The following is a 21,219-nucleotide window of genomic DNA, read 5'->3' as shown; positions in this document are numbered from 1 at the left end:
CTGGCGGCCTAGACCTTGAAGCGCGACACGCCGCTGCGCAGGTCGTTGGCCACCAGCGTCAGTTCGTCGATCGCCTGGCTCGACTGCCGCAGCGAATCCACGGTCTGCTGCGCGGCCTCGGACAACTGCATCAGCGCCTGGTTGATCTGCTCGGCGCCGCCCGCCTGGGCCTGCATGCCTTCGCTGACCATCTGCACGCGCGGCGCCAGCGACTGCACCTGCGCGATGATCTGCGAGAGCTGGTCACCAACCTGGGTGACATCGGACATGCCGCGGCGCACTTCCTCCGAGAACTTGTCCATGCCCATCACGCCGGCCGACACCGCCGACTGGATCTCGCGCACCATCTGCTCGATGTCGTAGGTGGCAACCGCGGTCTGGTCGGCCAGGCGGCGGATCTCGGTTGCCACCACCGAAAAGCCGCGGCCGTACTCGCCGGCCTTCTCCGCCTCGATCGCGGCGTTCAGCGACAGCAGGTTGGTCTGGTCGGCCACCTTGGCGATGGTGGTGACCACCTGGTTGATATTGCCGGCCTTTTCATTGAGCGTGGCGAGCTTGGCGTTGACCGAGCCGGCGGCGCCCATCACATGCTGCATGGTGCCTTCCATGCGCGACAGGCCGACCTGCCCGGTGCCGGCCAGGCCTGCGGTCTGTTCGGCGGCGCTGGAGACCTCATGGATGGTGCGTACCAGGTCGCGCGCGGTGGCGGAGATCTCGCGCGAGGTGGCGCCGATCTCGGTGGTGGTGGCCGCGGTCTCCGTGGCGGTGGCCTGTTGCTGGCGCGCGGTGGCGGCGATCTCGTTGACCGAGGTGGTGACCTGGATCGCAGTGCGCTGTGCCTGGCCCACCAGCGAGGTCAGCTCGCTGCTCATCTGGTTGAAGCCTTCCTCGACTTCCAGGAACTCGTCCTTGCGGCGCAAGGCCATGCGCAGCCGCAGGTCGCCGCCGCGGAGGCCGGTCAACAGCTCGACGATGGACCGCATCGGCACCGTGATCGCACGCAGCAGCAGGTAGCCGGCGATCACGGCGACGATTACAGCCGCGATCAACGCGGCTTCGATGCCGATCTTGGCGGCTTCGACGGCCTTCTCGATGCCATGCGCCGCGCGCGTGCTGATGGCGCTGTTGTCGTCTACCAGGTGTTGCGCGGCATTGCGCGCGGCGTTCCAGCGCGTGTGGATGTCGCCGCGCATTGCCGCCAGGGCGGCGGCCGCGTTCCATTCGCCGGGACGGACCAGGCTTTGCGCGGCCTGTTCGTATTGCGCGCGCAGGTCGCGATAGGCCTTGAAGGCGACGCGGTCCTCGTCGCGCTGGATCGAGTCTTCATACTGCTGCTCGACCTTGTCCAGCCGGCTCGCCACTTCCTGGCTCCGCTGCTGGAGGTCGCGCCGTTCGGCGTCGCCCGAAGCGTTGAGGATCTCCCATGCCAGCACGTAGCGCTCGCCCCAGATGCCGCGGATGCCGGCGCTGTGGTTCAGCCCGGGCAGCGCGTCTTGCAGCAAGACCGCGGTGCCGCGTTCAATCGCGTTCAGGCGGGTATAGGCGACAACGCCCATCATGGCCATGACAAGCAGGATCAGCGAGAAGCTTGCCAGGATGCGCGTGCGGATGGTCCAGTGGTTCACGGTGAAGTCCCGGTGATGTTCTTGTTCAGGAGCTGCCGTTGCCCGCATCGCCGCATTGGCTGCCGCGCCGGGGCGGGGGCGCGGCCCGGGGGGCGGCTCGATGCGCGGTAGGGTACTGCAAGCCGGGTGCCGATTCAACGCGCAGGGCCATGCCGGACGGCCGGCGTTGCGTGGCGGCATTGCCGTTTGCGCGGAAATCGGAACTGCTTGATTTTTTCCAAGTTTTCGTCACACTTGCTAAATTGCGAACGGGTAACAATGTCGACAATTACAGATGGGGCAGGGATGGTGGCCAAGTCGGGAGCGAAGGCGACTGGTGCCTCGCCAGGCTCGGATCTCGATCCGCTGACCGGCGTTGACAATCGCCAGGGATTTCTGAAGCGGCTGGAGGCACGCCTGCACAGCGAGGCGGTGCCCCGCTGTGCTTTGCTGCTCATCGGTATCGACGACTTCCGTGCCTTCAACGACATGCACGGGCATGCGGAAGGGGACATCATCCTGCAGCGCGTGGCCCGGCGCCTGCGCGACGCCTCTCCCCGCGACGCCGCCATTGGCCGTGTCGGCAGCGACGAATTCGGCGTGCTGCTGCCCTCCATTTCAGATCCCACGCTGGTGCGCCATGTCGGCGCCGCAATCCTGTCGATGCTGTCGTCCCCGCACGAGCATGACGGCCGCCGCCACCATGTGCTGGCCAGCATCGGCGCCTGCGTGGTCCCCGCCGCCGGCGAACAGGGCTCGGACGTACTGGCCGCCGCCAGCCTGGCGCTGGCCCGCGCCAAGCACGACGGCGGCCGCACCATGCGCTTCTTCAAGCCGCAGATGCGCTCGGACGTGACCACGCGGCTGTCGCTGGTGCAGGCGCTGCACGAAGCCTATGCGCAACGCCAGTTCGAACTGCTGTACCAGCCCCAGGTAGACCTGCGCGACGGCCGCATCCGCGGCGCCGAAGCGCTGATGCGCTGGCGCCATCCGACGCGCGGGCTGCTGACGCCGGCCGTTTTCATCGATGCACTGGCCGCGAGCAGTATCGCCAGCGATGTCGGCATGTGGCTGCTGCAGACCGCGTGCGCGCAGGCGCGCGCATGGTCGCTGGCCTTTCCGCAGGCGCCGCGCGTGGCGATCAACCTGTTTGCCGCGCAGTTGTCCGAAAGCCGGCTGCTGACCGAGGTGCGCCACGTGCTGCGCTCGCTGGAGCTGGCGCCCGACTGCCTGGAAATCGAGATCACCGAGACCATCGCGCTGCAGCAGGGCGACGAGGTTTCCGACCAGCTGCAGGCGTTGCGCCGCGACGGCGTGACGCTGACCTGCGACGACTTCGGCACGGGCTATGCCTCGCTCAGTTTCCTGAAGTCGTTCCCGGTGGACCGGCTCAAGATCGATCAGTCCTTTATCCGCAACGTAACCGAAGATCCGGTCGATGCGGCGATCGTGCGCTCGGTGATCAACGTGGGTGCGAGCCTGCACATCGGCGTGGTGGCTGAAGGCGTGGAAACGCCCGAGCAGCGCGACTTCCTGCTGGCCAATGGCTGCCATGAGGCGCAAGGCTACCTGTACGGCCGCCCGATGCCGGCCGAGCAGCTGACCCAACGCCTGCGCGAGCAGGCGGGCGGCTGAGCCCCGGGAAAACCCTTGCCAGCCCGCCTGTCGGGAAAGAGTTGTTTCCACCTTTGACACCCCCCGCGACCCGCCCGCACGGCCGCTGACCTGCCGCCCGCCCGCAGGCTGACTCAGGCCCGCCAGCCGTTCGCATTGCGGTGCCGCATGGCGAAATACAAGCTTACAAAGTCCGCCGGCCCGCCCATGCTGCCGCGCCCGGCGTCATGTATGGTGACAATAGTGTGACGGCTGCCGCAGGCAGGCGCGCCCTGAAGCGTCTTGTCCCCGTTGCCGACATCCATGTCCGATCCCTCCCGCGATTTTTCCCGAGCTTCTTCCCCGGCTTCTTGCCAGGCTGCCGGCCATAACCGCCGCGCGCAGCGCTCCCGGCTGGCACTGACCGCGCTGGCGGCGGCTGCCGGCCTGGCCGTGGCGGCCGCTGCACTGGCGCAGGTGCCCCCCGCGCCCGGCGAGGCTTACCTCGATGCGCCGGTGGCCGATGCCCCGGCGCAGCAGATCGACCCGTCCTCGCGCATCGCCACGCTGACCGCCGTCGACGGCAACCTGAGCTTTGCGCCGGCGGGGTCGGACGACTGGGCCGCGGCGGGCCTGAACCGGCCGGTCACCACCGGCGACCGGCTGTGGCTGGACGCCGGCGGCCGCGCCGAGCTGCATGCGGGCGCCGTCGCGATCCGGATGGGTGGCGCGACCGCGGCCAGCATCCTGAACCTCGACGACAGCACCACGCAGGTCAAGCTGACCCAGGGCACGCTGCAACTGCGCGTGCGCGCGCTGCCGCAGGACCAGACCGTGGAGGTGGATACCCCCAACCTGGCCTTCGTCCCGCGCGAGCCGGGCGACTACCGTCTTGACGTAGCGCCCGACGGCAGCACCACCACCGTGACCATGCGCCATGGCAGCGCCGTGGTCTACGGCGACAGCCGCTCGATCGAAATGCAGCGCGGCGATCGCATGCGCTTTGGCGGCACCGACCTGGCCGACGCGGGCGGCGGCGGCGCGCCGGAAGACGCCTTCGATCGCTGGACCGCGGCCCGCGATGCGCGCGAAGACGCTTCGCCGTCGGCGCGCTACGTGCCGCGCGAGATGCCGGGCTACGCCGCGCTGGATGGCTATGGCGACTGGCAGGAAGATCCCGGCTACGGCGCGGTCTGGTTCCCGCGCGTGGTGAGCGCGGGCTGGGCGCCGTACAGCGTTGGGCATTGGGCCTGGATCGCGCCGTGGGGCTGGACCTGGATCGACGATGCGCCGTGGGGCTTCGCGCCCTCGCACTATGGCCGCTGGGCCTATGTCGGCACGCGTTGGGGCTGGGTGCCCGGCCCGCGCGTGGGGCGTCCGTGCTACGCACCTGCGGTAGTTGCCTTCGTCGGCGGCGGCGGTCCGCACTGGAACGTACGCGTGGACAAGGGGCCTGGCGTGGCCTGGTATCCGCTGGGTCCGCGCGACGCGTACCGCCCGGCTTATCGGGCCAGCCCGACCTACGTCGCGCGCATCAACCGCGTTACCGTCAACAACATCGTGATGGGCGACCGCCGCCCTGGCCCCTACGCCAACCGCAACGTGCCCGGTGCGATCACCGGCATGCCGGCACGCAACTTCGTCGAAGGCCGGCCGGTGCGCGGCATGCACCGCGAGGAATGGCGCAACCTGCCGACCGGCGAGGCCCGCGGCGGGCCGCCGGTGGCACCGGTCAAGGGCAGCCTGCTGGGCGCGGCCCCGGCGCGGCCGCTGCCGCCGCAGGCGCGGCATGGCTTCGAGCGCCAGGCCATCGCCGCGCGCCCGCCGGGCCGGCCCGCCAGCGACGACCTGGCCCGGCGCTTTGCGCGCGAGGGCGCGGTCGTGCCGGGTGCGGGGCCGGTCTGGCGCGGCGAGCGCGTGGATCGCGGTGAGCGCGGGCGTCCCGGACGCGCCGACGCGCGCCCGGCGCCCGAGGTGCGCATGAGCCAGGCCGCCATCGCAGCGCGCGATCGCGGCAATGCGAACGCGCCGGGTGAGCCGTGGCGCGGCAACGGCCGGGGCTTCAGCAACCGGCCGGACGAGGCACGCGGCTTCGCCGACCAGCCGGGTGCGCCCGACGCGCAGCGCCAGGGCCAGGCCATGCAGCGCGAACAGCAGCAGGCGCTGCAGCGCCAGCAGATGGAACAGCAACGCGCGCTGCGCGACCAGCAACGGCAGTTGCCCGAGATGCAGCGCCAACAGCAGGAAGCCCTGCAGCGGCAGCAGCGTCAGGGACAGGACCCGCAGCAACAGGCGCGCGAACTGCAGCGCCAGCAGCAGGAAGCGATGGACCGGCGCCAGCAGGAGCAGCAGCGACAGTGGCAAGGCCAGGCACGCGAGCAGCAGCAGGCGCGTGAACTGCAGCGCCAGCAGCAGGAAGCGATGGACCGGCGCCAGCAGGAGCAGCAACGCGCCCAGCAGCGCCAGTGGGCCGACGGCCAGGATCGTCCCGATCCGGCGCGGCAGTCGCAGGAGATGCAGCGCCAGCGCTTCGAGCAACAGCGGCAGATGCAGGAAGCGCAGCAGCAGCGGCAGATGCATGAAACCCAGCAACGCCAGGCGCAGGAGGTCCAGCAGCAGCGGCAGATGCAGGAAGCGCAGCAGCAGCGGCAGATGCATGAAACCCAGCAACGCCAGGCGCAGGAGGTCCAGCAGCAGCGGCAAATGCAGGAAGCGCGGCAGCGCCAGGCGCAGGACGCGCAACGGCAGCAGGTGGAGCAGCAGCGCCAGTTCGACACGCAGCAGCGGCAGGCCGCAGACCAGCAGCGCCAGCAGATGGAGCGGCAGCGCCAGATGGCCGAGCAGCAGCGCCAGGGCGAGGAGATGCAGCGCCAGCGCTTCGAGCAGCAGCGGCAGGCGCAGGAGGCGCAGCAGCGCCAGGCGCAAGCCCAGGCACAGGCCCAGGCGCAGGCCGTGCAGCGCCAGCAGATGGAGCAGCAACGGCAGATGCAGGAGCAGCAACGCCAGCAGGCCATGCAGCGCCAGGTGCACGAGCAGCAGCAACGCGCCGCGCAGGAGCAGCAGCGCGCAATGCAGGAGCAGCAGCGCCAGCAGGCCATGCAGCGCCAGGTGCACGAGCAGCAGCAGCGCGCCGCGCAGGAGCAGCAGCGCGCAATGCAGGAGCAGCAGCGCCACCAGCAGGATCAGCAACGGCAGATGCAGGAACGGCAGCGCCAGCAGATGGAGCAGCAACGGCAACAACAACAGCAACAACAGCAACAACAGCAACAACAGCAGCGTGCGCAGCACGAGCGCGGGCAGATGGAAGCGCGCAACGGACGGGACGGGGATCGCCGCCAGTAGGGCACGCACGACTGGAGAGCAAGAACAATCAACCCCGGCAAGCCTCGCGGCCTGCCGGGGTTTGTTTGTTGCCGGTGCCGCGCAGGCGGCACCTCGACCTTGCTTACTTCGCCAGTTCAGACAGGCGCACCTGCGAGATCTTGCCGTTCTGCACCCAGCCCACCACGGTATCGGCCATCGACCCACCCTTGGCATCGATGCCATCGACCTCGTTGGGATTGACCTCCCTGGCCAGCCCCTTGACCGCATCCGGCATCTTCGCGCGGATCGCGGCGGCATCGCTGGTGGTGCCGGCCAGCTTCATCGCGCCGGCCAGCGCATACACCATGGTGTAGTTCAGCGACATCTCGGTGGTGGCATCGCGCCCGTCATGCAGCTTCTTGTACTTGGCGTTGAAGTTCTGCGCGGCCGGGCGGCTGTCGTTGACCAGCGGCAGCACGCCGATCGAGCCCTCCAGCATGCCCAGGCCGTTGGTGACCCTGGCCATCTCGTCCATCTTGGCCTGGTCCATCACGATAAAGCCACCCTTGAAGCCCAGCTCGCGTGCCTGCTTGACCACCAGCGCGGTCGGCTCCGACGGGCCGCCGACGAACATCACGTCCGGCTTCTCGCTGATCGCGCGCGACACGCCGCTGTAGAAATCGGTCGCCTTGGTGTACGACATCGGGTTGTTGGCCACCACCTTGCCGCCGGCCGCTTCCCACGCCGGCGTGAAGGCCTGCACCCATGCCTTGGCGTAGTCGTGGTCAGCCGGCGCCAGCGCCACGTTCTTGCCGTAGCGCTTCATCTGCGCCTTGATAAAGGGCTCGATATAGCCGGTGTAGGCCGGCGGGATGCGGATGGTCAGCTTGTTGCCGGCGTCGGTGATGCGCGGCACGCTGGAGTAGGCCATCACCAGGAACTTCTCCTGCTCGTTGAAAGCCTGCAGCGCAAAGATGCCGCCCGAGTGCGGCACAAAGATCGCCGCGGTCTTGTGCTGCTGCACCAGGCGGCGCCCGTTGATCGCGGCCTCGGCGGGCGAGTACTTGTCGTCCAGCGCCACCACTTCCAGCTTGACCTTCTTGCCTTTGACCTCCAGGCCGGAGGCGTTGACCTCGTCCACGGCCATCTGCACGCCCGACAGCACGTTCTTGCCATACAGCGCGGCGCCGCCCGACAGCGGGCCGGTATAGCCGATCTTGACCACTTCCTGCGCCAGCGCGGCGCCCGAGGCCAGCATGGCGGCCACGGCGGTGGCGGCCAGCGGGAAGATACGGCGCATGATGTTGCTTTGCATGCTATGTCTCCTGATAGTACTGCGCTTGTTATGTCTGCTATGCCTGCCGAACCGCTTGTTTGCGCCCCTCTCCCGCTTGCGCTTGCCTTTACCCACATCTCGATAGGAAAGGTTGTAAACCGGATTGGACGGTGTTAACTTCGGGTGAAGTTGACAATCAGTGGTGGCAATTTTGCCTGATACGGAAGATCTGGAAGATTGGGCCAGCGACGAATTCGGTGGCGCTCAGTTGGGCGATGCACGTCGCACGCAGCGCCTTGTGGCATTGGCGCGCGGACTGGCGCAAAAGGCCCATGTTTCGTTCCCGCAGGCCTTGAGTGGTGCCCAACTCAAGGCGGCATATCGCTTCTTTGATAATGAGGCGGTTGACCCGGACGGAATACTGGCGAGCCACGTCGCTCAAACCGTGGGTCGCATGCAGCAGGTGCCTGTCGTCCTGACGGTGCAGGACACCACGGAATTCAATCTGGCAAATTTGCCCGCGACTGAGGGACTTGGTCACGGCACGGGCGGCAATTTGCACGGATTCATGTTGCACAGCGTGCTGGCGGTGACGCCTGAGGGCCTGCCACTGGGCGTGTTGAGCATGAAGACGTGGGTGCGTGCGCCGCAAGCATCGGGCAAGGCCAGGCAGCGCCGGGCGCTGTCCATTCGCGAGAAGGAAAGCGTGAAGTGGCTGGAGGGGCTGGAATGCCTTGAGCCGCTCAAGATGCAGTGTCCGGACACGCACCTTGTTGCCGTCAGCGATCGCGAGGGCGATGTGTATGACGTGTTTCTGGCGCCGCGCCCAGCGGGGGTGGACTGGTTGGTGCGGGCCGCCTGGAATCGGGGCGTGGACCACCCAGAGAAGTATCTGTGGGAGACGGTTGCCGCGGCTCCTGTACTTGGGGAGACCGTACTGCACGTGCCCAGGTCCGGCGCCAGGCAGGCACGTAGTGCCCGACTGGCTTTGCGCTGTGTGCCGGTCCAACTGCGAGCGCCGCGCAGCCGCGGTGCAGAGGGGCTACCGAGTCTCGAAGTGTTTGCCATTCACGCGCTGGAAATCGAGCCGCCCGAAGGCGTTGAGCCGCTCGAATGGATGTTGCTCAGTTCGATGCCCACCCAAACGCTGGAAGATGTGCTCGAACGGCTGAGCTGGTACGCCCGGCGCTGGACCATTGAATCCTGGCATCGTGTCCTGAAAAGTGGCTGCCAGATCGAGGCCCGGCAGTTCGGGACGCTGGAGCGGTTCCTGCGGGCCACGGCGCTGTTCGCCGTGATCGGCTGGCGCATTATGTACGCGACCATGCTGGGCCGGCTCGAAGCCGATATCCCTTGCTCGGTGCTACTGCAATCGCTCGAATGGCGGGCTTTGTACTGCCGCACGCACGGCACCACCAAGCCACCGGAGCAGGCGCCCAAACTCAGCGAAGCTGTCCTTTGGATCGCCAAGCTCGGTGGCTACCTGGGTCGCAAAAACGACGATCCCCCGGGAGCCACCGTCCTGTGGCGCGGCTTCCTCGCCCTGCACGAAATCACCGAAATGTATCGGATCTTCCAGAAAAACGAGTAAGCCGCCGGAAGTTGTGGGTAAAGGCAAGCGCTTGCGGGAGAGGGGCAGGGGGAGAGGGCAGGCGCGTCATCCGCGACAAACGCCCGCCACCCGATCACCCCCCGATATACGCCTTCCGAATCCCCTCATCCTTCAGCAACGTATCCCGATCCCCCTCCATCACGATGCGCCCGCTCTCGATCACATAGGCACGATGCGCGATGCCCAGCGCCGCATAGGCGTTCTGCTCCGCCAGCAGCACCGTCGTGCCCGCACGATTGATGCGCTGGATGATCTCGAACATCTGCTTGACCACCAGCGGCGCCAGGCCCAGCGACGGCTCGTCGAGCAGCAGCGCGCGCGGCCGGCTCATCAGCGCACGCCCCAGCGCCACCATCTGCTGCTGCCCGCCCGACAGCGAGCCGGCCGGATCATCCTTCTTCTGCCGCAGGATCGGGAACAACTCGTATACCTCTTCCAGCGTCTTGCGGATGCCTGCGCCATCGCGCCGGTGCACATAGGCGCCCAGCACCAGGTTCTTCTCCACGCTCATCGCCGGGAACAGCTTGCGGCCCTCGGGGCAATGCACCAGCCCCGCCTGCACGATCTGTGACGGCTTCATGCCCGACAGCTCGCACCCGTCAAAGCGCATGCTTCCGCCGCTGATGCGGTGGATCGCGCTCATCGCCAGGAAGATCGAGCTCTTGCCGGCGCCGTTGGCGCCCAGCAGCACCACCAGCTCGCCGGCGCTGGCGTGCAGGGTGATGTTGTCCAGGGCGCGGAAGCTGCCGTACGACAGCGAGACGCGTTCAAGCTGTAACATGGTCGGCTCCCAGGTAGGCCTCGATGACATGCGGATCCTGCTGGATCTGCGCGGGCGTGCCTTCGGCGATCTTCTCGCCGTAGTTCAGCACCATGATCTTGTCTGCGAGGCGCATGATCATGTCCATCTTGTGTTCGATCAGGCAGACCGTCTTGCCATGGCGCACCATCTTGCGAATCAGCTCGGCGAGGCCGACGGTCTCTTCGGGGTTGACGCCGCCGGCCGGTTCATCCAGCAGCAGCAGTTCGGGGTCGGTAGCGAGCGCCAGGGCAAAGGCCACGCGCTTGCGCGCTTCCTGCGTGATATCGGCGGCGACCTCGTGCGCCAGGTGCGACAGCCCGACAAAGTCCAGCGCCGCTTCGGCCTTGTCGCGGCACAAGCGCTCTTCTTCACGCAGGCGGCGCGTGTTGAACAGCACGTCGCACAGCCCGGCGTGGGTGCGCAGGCGGTGGCCGACGATCAGGTTGTCGAGTACCGTGGCGCGGTCGAACAGCGCCGTGGCCTGGAAGGTGCGCGCCACGCCCAGGCGCGCGATCTGGTCGGCGCGCAGGCCGGCGACGTCCTGGCCCTTGAACAGGATCTGGCCGGAGCTGGGCGCATGCGTGCCCGCCACCAGGTTGAAGAAGGTGGTCTTGCCGGCGCCGTTGGGCCCGATGATGGCGTTGATATGCCCTTGCTCGAAGGTCACCGACACGTCGTGCACCGCGGTCAGGCCGCCGAATTTCTTGGTGAGGTTGCGGATCTCAAGCATGGTCGGCTCCGGCGCGGGTGGTCGATACGGCGGGGGGGCTGGCAGACGGGGCGGAGGGGGCGGACTGCGCCAGCTTGCCGCGCCGCGCGGCCGCGGCCTTGCGCGCCTGCTTCTTCAGGTAAGAGCCGGCGATGCCGTCCGGGAAGAAGATGATCAGCAGGATCAGTACCGGGCCGAACACCAGCATGCGGTAGTCCTGCATGAACTGCAGCGATTGCGTGACCCACGGCACCAGCACCGCGCCCAGCAGCGGCCCGAAGATCGTGCCGATGCCGCCCACCAGCATCGACATCACCATGTCGAAGGTCAGGTCGGTGCGGGCGATGTCCGGTCCCAGGAAGCGCACCTGGCCGGCGTACAGCGCGCCGGCAAAGCCGGCGTAGCCCACCGACAGCACGAACGACAATACCTTGGTGCGCATCAGGTTGATGCCCAGCGCCTCGGCCAGCGCGTCGCTGTTGCGCACGGCCATGAAGCTGCGGCCCAGCAGCGAGGTGACGATGCGGTGCATCAGGAACGTGCCCACCGCCAGGAAGAACAGCACCAGGTAGTACTGCCCCTGCACGCTGTCGAACGCGACCGGGCCGATCGCCGCCGGCACCGGGATGCCGATCAGGCCCACGGTGCCGTGCGTCAGGCTTTCCCACTTCTCGATCAGCAGGTAGATGATGTAGCCGATGCACATGGTGAAGATCGAGAAGTAATGGCCCTTGAGCCGCAGCGACACCACGCCGACCACATAGCCCAGCACCATGCAGACCAGGCCCGCCAGCGCGAACGCCAGCCAGAACGGCACCTGGTGGTCCACGGTCAGGATGCCCAGCGTATAGGCGCCGATCGCCATGAAGCCGCCGTGTGCCAGGTTGAGCTGGCCGGTATAGCCGGTGATCAGGTTCAGTCCCAAGGTGGCGAGGGCATAGATGAATGCCAGCGTCATCACGGTCAGGTAGTAGCTGTTGGGCGTGATCAGCGGGAAGGCGATGGCCAGTGCCAGCAGCAGCATCCAGCCGGTTTTTCCTTGCAATGCTTTCATGTTTTGCGCTCCTCAGGCTGCCTTGCCGGCAAACAGGCCCTGCGGCCGGATCGACAGGATCACCACCAGCAGCACGAAGGCGATGATGTCCTTGTAGTCGGTGGAAACGTAGAAGCCGCCGAAGCTCTCGGCCATGCCGATGATCAGCCCGCCAACGATGGCCCCGGGGATGCTGCCCATGCCGCCCAGGATGATGATGACGAAGGCCTTGGTGATCACCAGGTTGCCCATGCTGGGGTAGACCAGGTTGATCGGCGCATAGAGCGTGGCGGCGATCGCGGCGAGCGCGCCGGAGATGGCGAAGACCAGCAGCGTCACGCGCGTGGCATCGATGCCGACCAGCGCGGCGCCCTCGCGGTTCTGCGCCATGGCCATGATGGTGGCGCCGGTCATGGTGCGCGTGAGGAACAGGTGCAGCAGCACCATCAGCGCGAAGGCGGCGCCGATGATCAGCAACCGCTGCAGCGGTGCGGTCAGGCCGAAGATATCGACGATCTGGCCATACGGCGTGGGCATGCGGTGGAAGTCCGCGCCCCACAGCGCCTGCGCGCCGGCTTCCAGGAACAGCAGGATGCCGATCGCCGCGATCATGTCGTGCAGTTCGGGCGAGTTGCGCAGCGGGTGGAACACCAGCCGGTCGGCCAGCATCGACAGCACCGCCACCACCAGCGCCGCGCCCAGCATTGCCAGCCAGTAGTTCACGCCGAGCGACGTCATCAGGTAGTAGGAGACGTAGGCGCCGGCCATGTAGAACGCGCCGTGCGCGAAGTTGGGCACGTGCAGGATGCCGTAGACCAGCGTCAGGCCAAGGGCCACCAGGCTGTACACGCCGCCCAGCGTCAGGCCGTTCAGGATCTGTTGAAGGAACAATGCCACAGGGGTACCTCGTGCGGTTCGCGAATCGTGGGAAACCAGGCACGCGCCGGCAAGGGCCGAGCGTGCTCCGTCGCGGCGGCGCCAGGCGCGGCCACGGCAGGGAATCGGGGAGCGAGGATCAGGCGGGCGGCGGGGCCGGTGCGCGCGTGCCGCTGCGCGGGCGTGGCACCGTGGCCGGAAGCGCGCCGTGGCTGTCACGGCGCGGGTGCGCAGATGCGTGTTGCAGGTGCTGCATGGCTGTCTCCTGTGCGATGCGGCGCGGTGGCCGCCCGGCAAGCCGTATCGCGGGCCGCGTCGGCTTGGACGGCGGCGTTGCGAACCGGTGACGAGGTGTCGGGAGTATTCCCGCACGGTCGTTCGTTTTCACCGACTGTTGCATAGGCTTTGCGGCATCGTCAAGGAAAGCGACCGAGTATTCCGCACAGCGAAATAGCGCGACGTGGCCCTCCGGGTAAGTCCCGAGCGGGCCTACCCGCTGTCATCGACGGCGCATATGACTCCTATGTTTTCCCTACATACCGGTCCACTGCGCGGCCCCGAAACTGCTATCAAGAGTCTTGTTCCGGACCCCCCTGCCAATGAAGCGCACCACCACCATCCCGATGCCGCCCCCCGACGCCGCGCACACGCTGGCGCCGGCCGACGCGCAGGCGGGCGCTGGCGGCGCCGACGACCGCAACTTCGTCACGGCGCTGGCGCGCGGCATGGAGCTGCTGCGTGCCTTCGGCCCGCAGGACGACTACCTGGGCAATGCCGAGTTGTCGCGGCGCACCGGCATCCCGCGCCCGACCGTGTCGCGCCTCACCTATACGCTGGCCACGCTCGGCTACCTGACCTATATCGAGGCCAGCGAGAAATACCGCCTGGGGCAGGGCGCGATGGTGCTTGGCCACCGCTATGTGGGCGGGGCCGGCATCCGCGAGATCGCGCAGCCGCTGATGCAGTCGCTGGCGTTCGCCACCGATTGCACGGTGGCGCTGGCGATGCCAGACCGGCACGCCATGGTCTATCTGGAAAGCTGCCAGCCGCGCGGCGCGCTGGTGATCCGCCTGGCGCCCGGCGCGCGCCTGCCGATGGCGACCTCGGCGATCGGTCGCGCCTGGCTGGCGGGACTGGACGCCGACCACCGCGAGGCCGCGCTGGCCGAGCTGGCGCGTCACCACGGCGCGGGCTGGCCTAGCGTGCGCGCCGGCATCGAACGCGCGCTGCGCGACCACGCGCGGCGGGGCTTCTGCGTGGCGCATGCCGAATGGGACCGCACCGTCAGCGGCGCCGCCGCGCCGCTGCGGCTGGCCGGCAGCAGCGAGGTGCTGGCGCTGAATATCGGCGGGGCCGCGGCGCGGCTGTCGCCGGAAATCCTGGAAGGCAACCTGGGCCCGCGCATCCGCGAACTGGCCGAGACGCTGCAGGCGCGCCTGTGGCAGCCCGGCGGCGCGCGCGCGTCGGCCCGCGTTGCGTCGGCGCAGCCCGAACCCCACACCGAACCATGCAACCACGCGTCCAACGACTGACGCGGCCATCCCTATTCAACGAGGAGACAACCGATGGAAGTACGCAACAAGACCGTGGTGGTGACCGGCGCCGCCACCGGCATCGGACGCGCGCTGGCGCTGGCCTTTGCCCAGGCCGGCGCGCGCGGCGTGGCGGTGGCCGACCTGAACGCGGCGGGTGCCGCCACCGTGGCCGCCGAAGTCCAGGCCGCGGTGCCGGCGTGCGACGTGTTCGCACAGGCGGTCGACGTCGCCGATGCCGCCGCCGTGCAGGGCCTGGCCGACGAGGCCACGCGCCGCTTCGGCCAGGTCGATATCTTCTGCTCCAACGCCGGCATCATCCTGCGCAAGGGCCTGGAAGCGAGCGCCGACGACTGGCAGCGCATCTGGGAAATCAACGTGATGGCGCATATCCACGCGGCGCGCGCGGTGCTGCCGCAGATGCTGGAGCGCGGCGACGGCTATTTCGTCAATACGGTGTCGGCCGCGGGGCTGCTGTCGCAGATCGGCTCGGCGCCGTACGCGGTGACCAAGCATGCCGCCATCGGCTTTGCCGAATGGCTGTCGATCACCTACGGCGACCGTGGCATCAAGGTCAGCTGCATCTGCCCGCAAGGGGTGCAGACCAATATGCTGTTCGGCGAGAAGGGCGAGCGCAAGGGCTTCCTGCAGGAAGGCTCGGTCACCGCCGAGCATGTGGCCGCGGTGACACTGGAAGGCGTGGCCGACGAGCGCTTCCTGATCTTGCCGCACCCCGAGGTGCTTGAGTACTATCGCCGCAAGGGCCAGGACTACGACCGCTGGCTGCGCGGCATGCGGCGTCTGCATGACAAGGTGATGCAGGAGTTCGGCGGTATCGCGGTGTAGGGCGTGGCAGGTTCAGGCGGCGGCAGTGGCCGCCGTCTTCACATAGCGGGCGGCCACGCAGCCGCCGGCAACAGGAGGAGCACCCATGCGTTTCGGCACCCTTGCCGCGGCAATGCTTGCCACATCCGCGCTGGTCGGCGCGGCCCCCGCGCTCGCACAAAACTGGCCCGCCAAGCCGATCCGGATCGTGGTCGGCTTCCCGACCGGCGGCGCGCCCGATACGCTGGCGCGCATCGTCTCGGAGAAGATCTCGCCATCGTGGGGCCAGCCCGTGATCGTGGACAACAAGCCCGGCGCGGGCGGCAATATCGGCGCCGAGGCGGTGGCGCACGCGCCGGCAGACGGCTACACGCTGGCACTGGGGACGGTCGGCACGCACTCGATCAACGGCGCGCTGTACAGCAAGATGCAGTACGACATGGTGAAGGACTTCGCGCCGGTCATGCTGATCGCCTCGACGCCCAACGTGCTGGTGGTCAACCCCGGCGTGCCGGCGAAGACCACGGCCGAACTGATCGCGCTGGCAAAGACCAAGCCCGGCGCGCTGACCTTCGGCACGCCCGGCGTCGGCACCTCGCCGCACGTGGCGGGCGAGATGTTCAATTCGATGGCCGGGGTCAAGATCACGCACGTGCCCTACAAGGGCCGCGCCATGGCCATCCCCGACCTGCTCGGCGGCCATATCACGATGATGTTCGACAACCTGCCGTCGGCGCTGCCGGTGGTGCGCGAAGGCAAGCTGCGCGCGCTGGGCATCACCAGCGCGAAGCGCTCGGCTTCAGCGCCGGATATCCCGACGCTCGCCGAGCAGGGCCTGCCGGGCTTCGAGGCCGATTCGTGGTTTGCGGTATTCGCGCCGGCCAACACGCCGAAGGAGGTGGTGGCGAAGCTCAATGCGGAGTTCAACCGCATCTTCACGCTGCCTGACGTGCAGGCCAAGCTGAAGACGCTGGGGCTGGACCCGATCCTGGGCTCGCCGGAGAAGCTGGCGTCGTACCAGCGCCAGGAGATCGCGAAGTGGGCGAAGGTGGTGAAGGAATCGGGGGCGAAGGCGGAGTAGCTGCAGAAGCGTGTAGCGAGACGTCCCGATCCCGACGGTTTGCTCCCCTCTCCCGCTTGCGCTTGCCTTTACCCACAACTTCCGGCGGCTTACTCGTTTTTCTGGAAGATCCGATACATTTCGGTGATTTCGTGCAGGGCGAGGAAGCCGCGCCACAGGACGGTGGCTCCCGGGGGATCGTCGTTTTTGCGACCCAGGTAGCCACCGAGCTTGGCGATCCAAAGGACAGCTTCGCTGAGTTTGGGCGCCTGCTCCGGTGGCTTGGTGGTGCCGTGCGTGCGGCAGTACAAAGCCCGCCATTCGAGCGATTGCAGTAGCACCGAGCAAGGGATATCGGCTTCGAGCCGGCCCAGCATGGTCGCGTACATAATGCGCCAGCCGATCACGGCGAACAGCGCCGTGGCCCGCAGGAACCGCTCCAGCGTCCCGAACTGCCGGGCCTCGATCTGGCAGCCACTTTTCAGGACACGATGCCAGGATTCAATGGTCCAGCGCCGGGCGTACCAGCTCAGCCGTTCGAGCACATCTTCCAGCGTTTGGGTGGGCATCGAACTGAGCAACATCCATTCGAGCGGCTCAACGCCTTCGGGCGGCTCGATTTCCAGCGCGTGAATGGCAAACACTTCGAGACTCGGTAGCCCCTCTGCACCGCGGCTGCGCGGCGCTCGCAGTTGGACCGGCACACAGCGCAAAGCCAGTCGGGCACTACGTGCCTGCCTGGCGCCGGACCTGGGCACGTGCAGTACGGTCTCCCCAAGTACAGGAGCCGCGGCAACCGTCTCCCACAGATACTTCTCTGGGTGGTCCACGCCCCGATTCCAGGCGGCCCGCACCAACCAGTCCACCCCCGCTGGGCGCGGCGCCAGAAACACGTCATACACATCGCCCTCGCGATCGCTGACGGCAACAAGGTGCGTGTCCGGACACTGCATCTTGAGCGGCTCAAGGCATTCCAGCCCCTCCAGCCACTTCACGCTTTCCTTCTCGCGAATGGACAGCGCCCGGCGCTGCCTGGCCTTGCCCGATGCTTGCGGCGCACGCACCCACGTCTTCATGCTCAACACGCCCAGTGGCAGGCCCTCAGGCGTCACCGCCAGCACGCTGTGCAACATGAATCCGTGCAAATTGCCGCCCGTGCCGTGACCAAGTCCCTCAGTCGCGGGCAAATTTGCCAGATTGAATTCCGTGGTGTCCTGCACCGTCAGGACGACAGGCACCTGCTGCATGCGACCCACGGTTTGAACGACGTGGCTCGCCAGTATTCCGTCCGGGTCGACCGCCTCATTATCAAAGAAGCGATATGCCGCCTTGAGTTGGGCACCACTCAAGGCCTGCGGGAACGAAACATGGGCTTTTTGCGCCAGTCCGCGCGCCAATGCCACAAGGCGCTGCGTGCGACGTGCATCGCCCAACTGAGCGCCACCGAATTCGTCGCTGGCCCAGTCTTCCAGATCTTCCGTATCAGGCAAAATTGCCACCACTGATTGTCAACTTCACCCGAAGTTAACACCGTCCAATCCGGTTTACAACCTTTCCTATCGAGATGTGGGTAAAGGCAAGCGCTTGCGGGAGAGGGGCCACACAATCGGTGTGCGGAATCCCTAAGCGTCCGGCTCCACCGCCGTGCGCGCGGGCTCCACGCCATTCGTGTCCCGCAACCGGCTCAGGCTGATCACCGCCCCCAGCGTCGCCACGACCGCCGCCACATACAGCGCGATACGTGCCGCTCCGGTCGGCGCCAGGCTGAACAACAGCGCCACCACCGCCGTGCCGGTCGTCTGACCCAGCAGCCGCGTGGTCGCCTGCGCGCCGCTGGCGCCGCCGCTGCGCTCCGGCGGCGTGGCGCCGATCATGGCGCGATTGTTGGGCGACTGGAAGAAACCGAAGCCCGTGCCGCACATTGCCATGCGCCAGGCAATATCCAGGCTGCTCGCATCCGGCCCCAGCGTCGCCAGCCCGACCAGCCCGCCCGCCAGCATGGCCAGCCCGACGCCGGCCAGGATGCTCGCCGGGTAGCGGTCCGACAGCCGGCCCGATACCGCCGCCATCACCGCCACCATCAGCGGCCAGGGCGTGATCAGCAGCCCGGTTTGCTGCAGCGAGCGGCCGAGCTGGTACTCCAGGTAGAAGGGCAGTGCCACGAAGGCCAGCATCTGCGTCATGAACGAGCAGAACGACGTGCCCACCGCCAGCGTAAAGGCGCGGCTGGCGAACAGGTCCACCGGCACCAGCGGCGCGGCCCGTCCGTGCTGGCGCCGCACCAGCAGCCAGCCCAGCGCCACGGCCGCGGCCAGCCCCACGCCGCCGGCAATGCGCCAGCCGGCGTGCCCGAGCCCGTCCACGCTGAGGATAAACATGCCGAACACCAGCGCCGACAGCGCCGCGCTGGGATAGTCGAAATCGCGCGGCTGTGGCGGCGTCGCCGGCAGCGCGGTGCGGCTCAGCGCCAGCGCGAAGATCGCCACCGGCACGTTCACCGCGAACAGCCACTGCCAGCTCGCCACCGCCAGGATCAGCGCCCCGAGCGACGGACCCACGGCGATGGTCACGCCCACCACCAGCGCGTTCAGCCCGATGCCACGGCCCAGCTTGGTGGGCGGATAGATAAACCGCACCAGCGCGGTATTGACGCTCATGATGCCGGCACCGCCGATGCCCTGCAGCACGCGTGCCGCCACCAGCATCGGCAGGTTGACCGCCAGCGCGCACAGCAGCGAGCCCACCAGGAAGGTTGCGAGCCCGGCGCGGTACACGCGCTTGTAGCCGAGGATATCGCCCAGCGAAGACAGCGGCAGCAGGCACACGGTCACTGTCAGCTGGTAGGCGTTGACCACCCAGATGGTGCTGGCCGGGTCGGAGTGCAGCTCGCGCGAGATCGACGGCAGGGCGATGTTGGCGATCGAGCCATCGAGCACGGCCATGATCAGGCCGCAGAAAACGGTGAGGATCGCCCAGGTGCGCTGTGGCTGGGGGAGGCCTTGTTCTGGCTGCATGGGGGGAGACATTGAAGACAATGCCGCGCCAGGAATAGCCAGGGTGGCGGCCAGGGCACGGCACCGCCATTATCGTCCGGCGTGGCGGCACTCGCAAATCCGCCAATTGTGGTAGGCGGGCCGCACCGTATGCGCGAGGGCCCGCCGCTGCGGCGCTATCCGGGTGCCTCCCCGGCCTTCATATAGCGCTGCAGCCGCGCCTGCAGCGCCTCGGCCGCGGCCGAGGCGGCCGGCGTCCAGCCTGCGGCGGCCTCGTTCCAGCGCCCGGCACTCGCCGACGATGGACTTGCGGCGCACGATCATGAAGGCGCCTGCCGCTGCGTGCGCCCAGCGCTGCAGGGCTGGCAGGCCCCGCAGCGCCACGATGCGGGCCAGTTCCGGCAGGTCGTGCCGGAGCTGGCTGCGCAGCATGGTTTCGTAGCGTCGGCGGTTGGCAGTGTCGGCGGGGTTGTCGGTAGCGGAATCGCAATCGGAATCAGTGGAGATATTGTCATCGATACCGGCAGCCGTGGCGCCCCCCGCCCATATCCACGGGTGCGTCCCCGCTGCCAGCGCCCGTAGCGCCACCCCCCGCGCCACCGATGTCCGCCAGCCCCGGCAGCCCGCGCAGGCACGCCTGCAGGTCCTGCAGCGACGCCGGCTTGGCGACGTACCCGCTGAATCCGCGCTGCTGCCAGTCTTCGGACGATTCGCTCGTGAATGCGCTGAAGGCCAGCACCGGTAGGCAGGGATGCTGCGCGCGCACCGCGCTCAGCAGTTCGTGGCCGTCCATCACCGGCATGTGCATATCGGTCAGCATCGCGTCGACACGCGTGCTTTCCAGCACCGCCAGCGCCTGCTTGCCATTGCCGACCACGATCGGCTGGCAGCCGAGCGTCTGCAGCTGCTCGGTGATCAGGGTCTGGTTCAGCGGGTTGTCCTCGGCGACCAGGATCGTTGGCGCCGCCGTTGCCGCGGCCAATGCAGGCAGTCGCTGTGGCGGTGCGTGCCCGGGCGCCGGCGCCGCACTGTCGACCGCCAACGCCACGCACTCAAGCAGCGCACGGTGGCTGAACCCGGTGACCTCCAGGACGCCGGGTGCACGCTGGTGCGCACGGTGCGGGCCCTCCAGCGTGACCCACACCACGTGATCGGGGTGGCCTCGCGCAGGCTGGCCAGCGTCTCCAGCGGATACTCGTCGGTGGCCACGATGACCTGGGGCGCCTTGAAATGCAGGGTTTCCTGCACCGCAGCCAGCGAGCCCAGCACATTGGTGCGCCAGCCCGCCGCATTCAGCCACGCTTCGAGATGATCCCCGGTGCGCGCGTCCTGGTACAGCACCATCACATGGCCGCTCCGCGAATCGAGCGACAGCGCCGGTTCCGGCGACGGCGCGAGCGGAATCGACACCGTGAAGGCACTGCCCACGTCCTGCACGCTGTCCACCGCGATGCTGCCGCCCATCAGCTCGCACAGCCGCGCGCAGATCGACAGCCCCAGCCCGGTGCCGCCATGGCGGCTGACGCTGACGGCATCGCCCTGCACGAACGGCTGGAACGCGCGGGCGAGCAGCGACGGCGGCATGCCGATGCCGGAGTCGCTGACGCGGCAGACCAGCCGTTGGGTGCCGTGCTCGTCCTGGCGGAGATCGCCGCTGACCGTGATGCGGCCGCTGGCGGTGAACTTGAAGGCGTTGCTGAGCAGGTTGTTGAACACCTGCACCAGCCGCGTGCGGTCGCCGATGACTTCCACGTCCAGCGATGGCGACAGGTACAGGTGGAAGCGGATTGCGCGGCCAGCCACCATCGGCGCGTAGGTCAGCGCCAGGCTTTCCAGCGCATCGATGGGGCGGAAGGGTTCGTTGATCAGCCTGAGCTTGCCGGCATCGATCTTGGAGAAGTCCAGCACATCGTTGACGATGCGGCGCAACGACTCGGCCGCGGTGTCGAGCACCTTGAGCCGCGGCGCACAGGCTTCCATGCCGGCGCTGCGCGCCAGCAG

General features: G+C 67.9%; 18 protein-coding genes. 6 read left to right on the top strand and 12 right to left on the bottom strand.

The window, feature by feature from the left end; genetic code table 11:
- Nucleotides 1–8: 8 nt before the first annotated feature.
- The gene (locus tag ABNX08_RS29795) at nt 9–1,673 is read right to left on the bottom strand and encodes a methyl-accepting chemotaxis protein (RefSeq protein WP_041681839.1); all 1,665 of its coding nucleotides are present in this window, start codon (nt 1,671–1,673) and stop codon (nt 9–11) included.
- 237 nt (nt 1,674–1,910) lie between these two features.
- On the opposite strand from ABNX08_RS29795, the gene ABNX08_RS29790 reads away from it, so the two are divergent.
- The gene (locus ABNX08_RS29790; protein ID WP_022539375.1) at nt 1,911–3,239 is read left to right on the top strand and encodes a bifunctional diguanylate cyclase/phosphodiesterase; all 1,329 of its coding nucleotides are present in this window, start codon (nt 1,911–1,913) and stop codon (nt 3,237–3,239) included.
- Nucleotides 3,240–3,352: 113 nt separating this feature from the next.
- Here ABNX08_RS29790 and ABNX08_RS29785 read toward each other — a convergent pair whose 3' ends face one another.
- Nucleotides 3,353–3,523, bottom strand: a complete 171-nt coding sequence (locus tag ABNX08_RS29785) for a hypothetical protein (protein WP_349607478.1) — start codon at nt 3,521–3,523, stop codon at nt 3,353–3,355.
- Here ABNX08_RS29785 and ABNX08_RS29780 point away from each other — a divergent pair.
- Complete coding sequence (locus ABNX08_RS29780; RefSeq protein ID WP_022539374.1) at nt 3,522–6,539, top strand: DUF6600 domain-containing protein; 3,018 nt, start codon at nt 3,522–3,524, stop codon at nt 6,537–6,539. The genes ABNX08_RS29785 and ABNX08_RS29780 overlap by 2 nt on opposite strands.
- A gap of 103 nt (nt 6,540–6,642) precedes the next feature.
- On the opposite strand, the gene ABNX08_RS29775 is transcribed toward ABNX08_RS29780, so the two are convergent.
- A complete protein-coding gene (locus ABNX08_RS29775) occupies nt 6,643–7,815 on the bottom strand; it encodes an ABC transporter substrate-binding protein (RefSeq protein ID WP_022539373.1) in 1,173 nt (390 codons plus the stop codon).
- A 160-nt stretch (nt 7,816–7,975) separates the two neighbouring features.
- On the opposite strand from ABNX08_RS29775, the gene ABNX08_RS29770 reads away from it, so the two are divergent.
- Nucleotides 7,976–9,367 (top strand): IS4 family transposase, encoded by a 1,392-nt coding sequence (locus tag ABNX08_RS29770; protein WP_022535542.1) that lies wholly within the window; start codon nt 7,976–7,978, stop codon nt 9,365–9,367.
- A 94-nt stretch (nt 9,368–9,461) separates the two neighbouring features.
- Here ABNX08_RS29770 and ABNX08_RS29765 read toward each other — a convergent pair whose 3' ends face one another.
- Genes ABNX08_RS29765 through ABNX08_RS29750 form a run of 4 tightly spaced genes read right to left on the bottom strand, consistent with a single transcriptional unit; the run spans nt 9,462 to nt 12,829 of the window.
- Nucleotides 9,462–10,169 carry an ABC transporter ATP-binding protein gene (locus ABNX08_RS29765; RefSeq protein WP_349606028.1) on the bottom strand — a complete coding sequence of 236 codons (708 nt, stop codon included), beginning with the start codon at nt 10,167–10,169 and terminating at the stop codon, nt 9,462–9,464.
- The gene (locus ABNX08_RS29760; RefSeq protein WP_022539371.1) at nt 10,156–10,920 is read right to left on the bottom strand and encodes an ABC transporter ATP-binding protein; all 765 of its coding nucleotides are present in this window, start codon (nt 10,918–10,920) and stop codon (nt 10,156–10,158) included. The genes ABNX08_RS29765 and ABNX08_RS29760 overlap by 14 nt, the downstream gene beginning before the upstream one ends.
- On the bottom strand, nt 10,913–11,953 hold the full coding sequence (locus tag ABNX08_RS29755) for a branched-chain amino acid ABC transporter permease (protein WP_022539370.1): 1,041 nt from the start codon (nt 11,951–11,953) through the stop codon (nt 10,913–10,915). The genes ABNX08_RS29760 and ABNX08_RS29755 overlap by 8 nt, the downstream gene beginning before the upstream one ends.
- A gap of 12 nt (nt 11,954–11,965) precedes the next feature.
- Entirely contained in the window at nt 11,966–12,829 is an 864-nt protein-coding gene (locus tag ABNX08_RS29750; RefSeq protein ID WP_022539369.1) for a branched-chain amino acid ABC transporter permease, read from the bottom strand.
- Nucleotides 12,830–13,407: 578 nt separating this feature from the next.
- On the opposite strand from ABNX08_RS29750, the gene ABNX08_RS29745 reads away from it, so the two are divergent.
- The 3 genes from ABNX08_RS29745 to ABNX08_RS29735 all read left to right on the top strand — a co-directional run bounded on the left by ABNX08_RS29745 (nt 13,408) and on the right by ABNX08_RS29735 (nt 16,246).
- Nucleotides 13,408–14,340: an IclR family transcriptional regulator gene (locus ABNX08_RS29745; RefSeq protein ID WP_022539300.1), complete on the top strand. Its 933-nt coding sequence runs from the start codon at nt 13,408–13,410 to the stop codon at nt 14,338–14,340.
- Between the two features lie 33 nt (nt 14,341–14,373).
- Nucleotides 14,374–15,186: an SDR family oxidoreductase gene (locus ABNX08_RS29740; RefSeq protein ID WP_022539299.1), complete on the top strand. Its 813-nt coding sequence runs from the start codon at nt 14,374–14,376 to the stop codon at nt 15,184–15,186.
- An 85-nt stretch (nt 15,187–15,271) separates the two neighbouring features.
- Nucleotides 15,272–16,246 carry a tripartite tricarboxylate transporter substrate binding protein gene (locus ABNX08_RS29735; protein ID WP_349606029.1) on the top strand — a complete coding sequence of 325 codons (975 nt, stop codon included), beginning with the start codon at nt 15,272–15,274 and terminating at the stop codon, nt 16,244–16,246.
- 89 nt (nt 16,247–16,335) lie between these two features.
- Here the strand turns inward: ABNX08_RS29735 and ABNX08_RS29730 are convergent, their stop codons facing one another.
- From ABNX08_RS29730 to ABNX08_RS29710, 5 genes are all read right to left on the bottom strand, one after another.
- The gene (locus ABNX08_RS29730; protein ID WP_374063693.1) at nt 16,336–17,724 is read right to left on the bottom strand and encodes an IS4 family transposase; all 1,389 of its coding nucleotides are present in this window, start codon (nt 17,722–17,724) and stop codon (nt 16,336–16,338) included.
- A 123-nt stretch (nt 17,725–17,847) separates the two neighbouring features.
- Nucleotides 17,848–19,239, bottom strand: coding sequence for an MFS transporter (locus tag ABNX08_RS29725; RefSeq protein ID WP_022539297.1), 1,392 nt, complete (start codon nt 19,237–19,239; stop codon nt 17,848–17,850).
- A gap of 69 nt (nt 19,240–19,308) precedes the next feature.
- A complete protein-coding gene (locus tag ABNX08_RS29720) occupies nt 19,309–19,650 on the bottom strand; it encodes a hypothetical protein (RefSeq protein WP_022539296.1) in 342 nt (113 codons plus the stop codon).
- A 79-nt stretch (nt 19,651–19,729) separates the two neighbouring features.
- Complete coding sequence (locus tag ABNX08_RS29715) at nt 19,730–20,200, bottom strand: response regulator (RefSeq protein WP_051369982.1); 471 nt, start codon at nt 20,198–20,200, stop codon at nt 19,730–19,732.
- Nucleotides 20,146–21,198 carry a HAMP domain-containing sensor histidine kinase gene (locus tag ABNX08_RS29710; RefSeq protein WP_022539294.1) on the bottom strand — a complete coding sequence of 351 codons (1,053 nt, stop codon included), beginning with the start codon at nt 21,196–21,198 and terminating at the stop codon, nt 20,146–20,148. The genes ABNX08_RS29715 and ABNX08_RS29710 overlap by 55 nt, the downstream gene beginning before the upstream one ends.
- Nucleotides 21,199–21,219: the final 21 nt, after the last annotated feature.

It is taken from the genome of Cupriavidus sp. DF5525 (genome assembly GCF_040149425.2).
GTDB lineage: Bacteria > Pseudomonadota > Gammaproteobacteria > Burkholderiales > Burkholderiaceae > Cupriavidus > Cupriavidus pickettii_A.
Note: the sequence above shows the minus strand (reverse complement) of the source record. Positions and strands in the feature narration are given on the sequence as shown.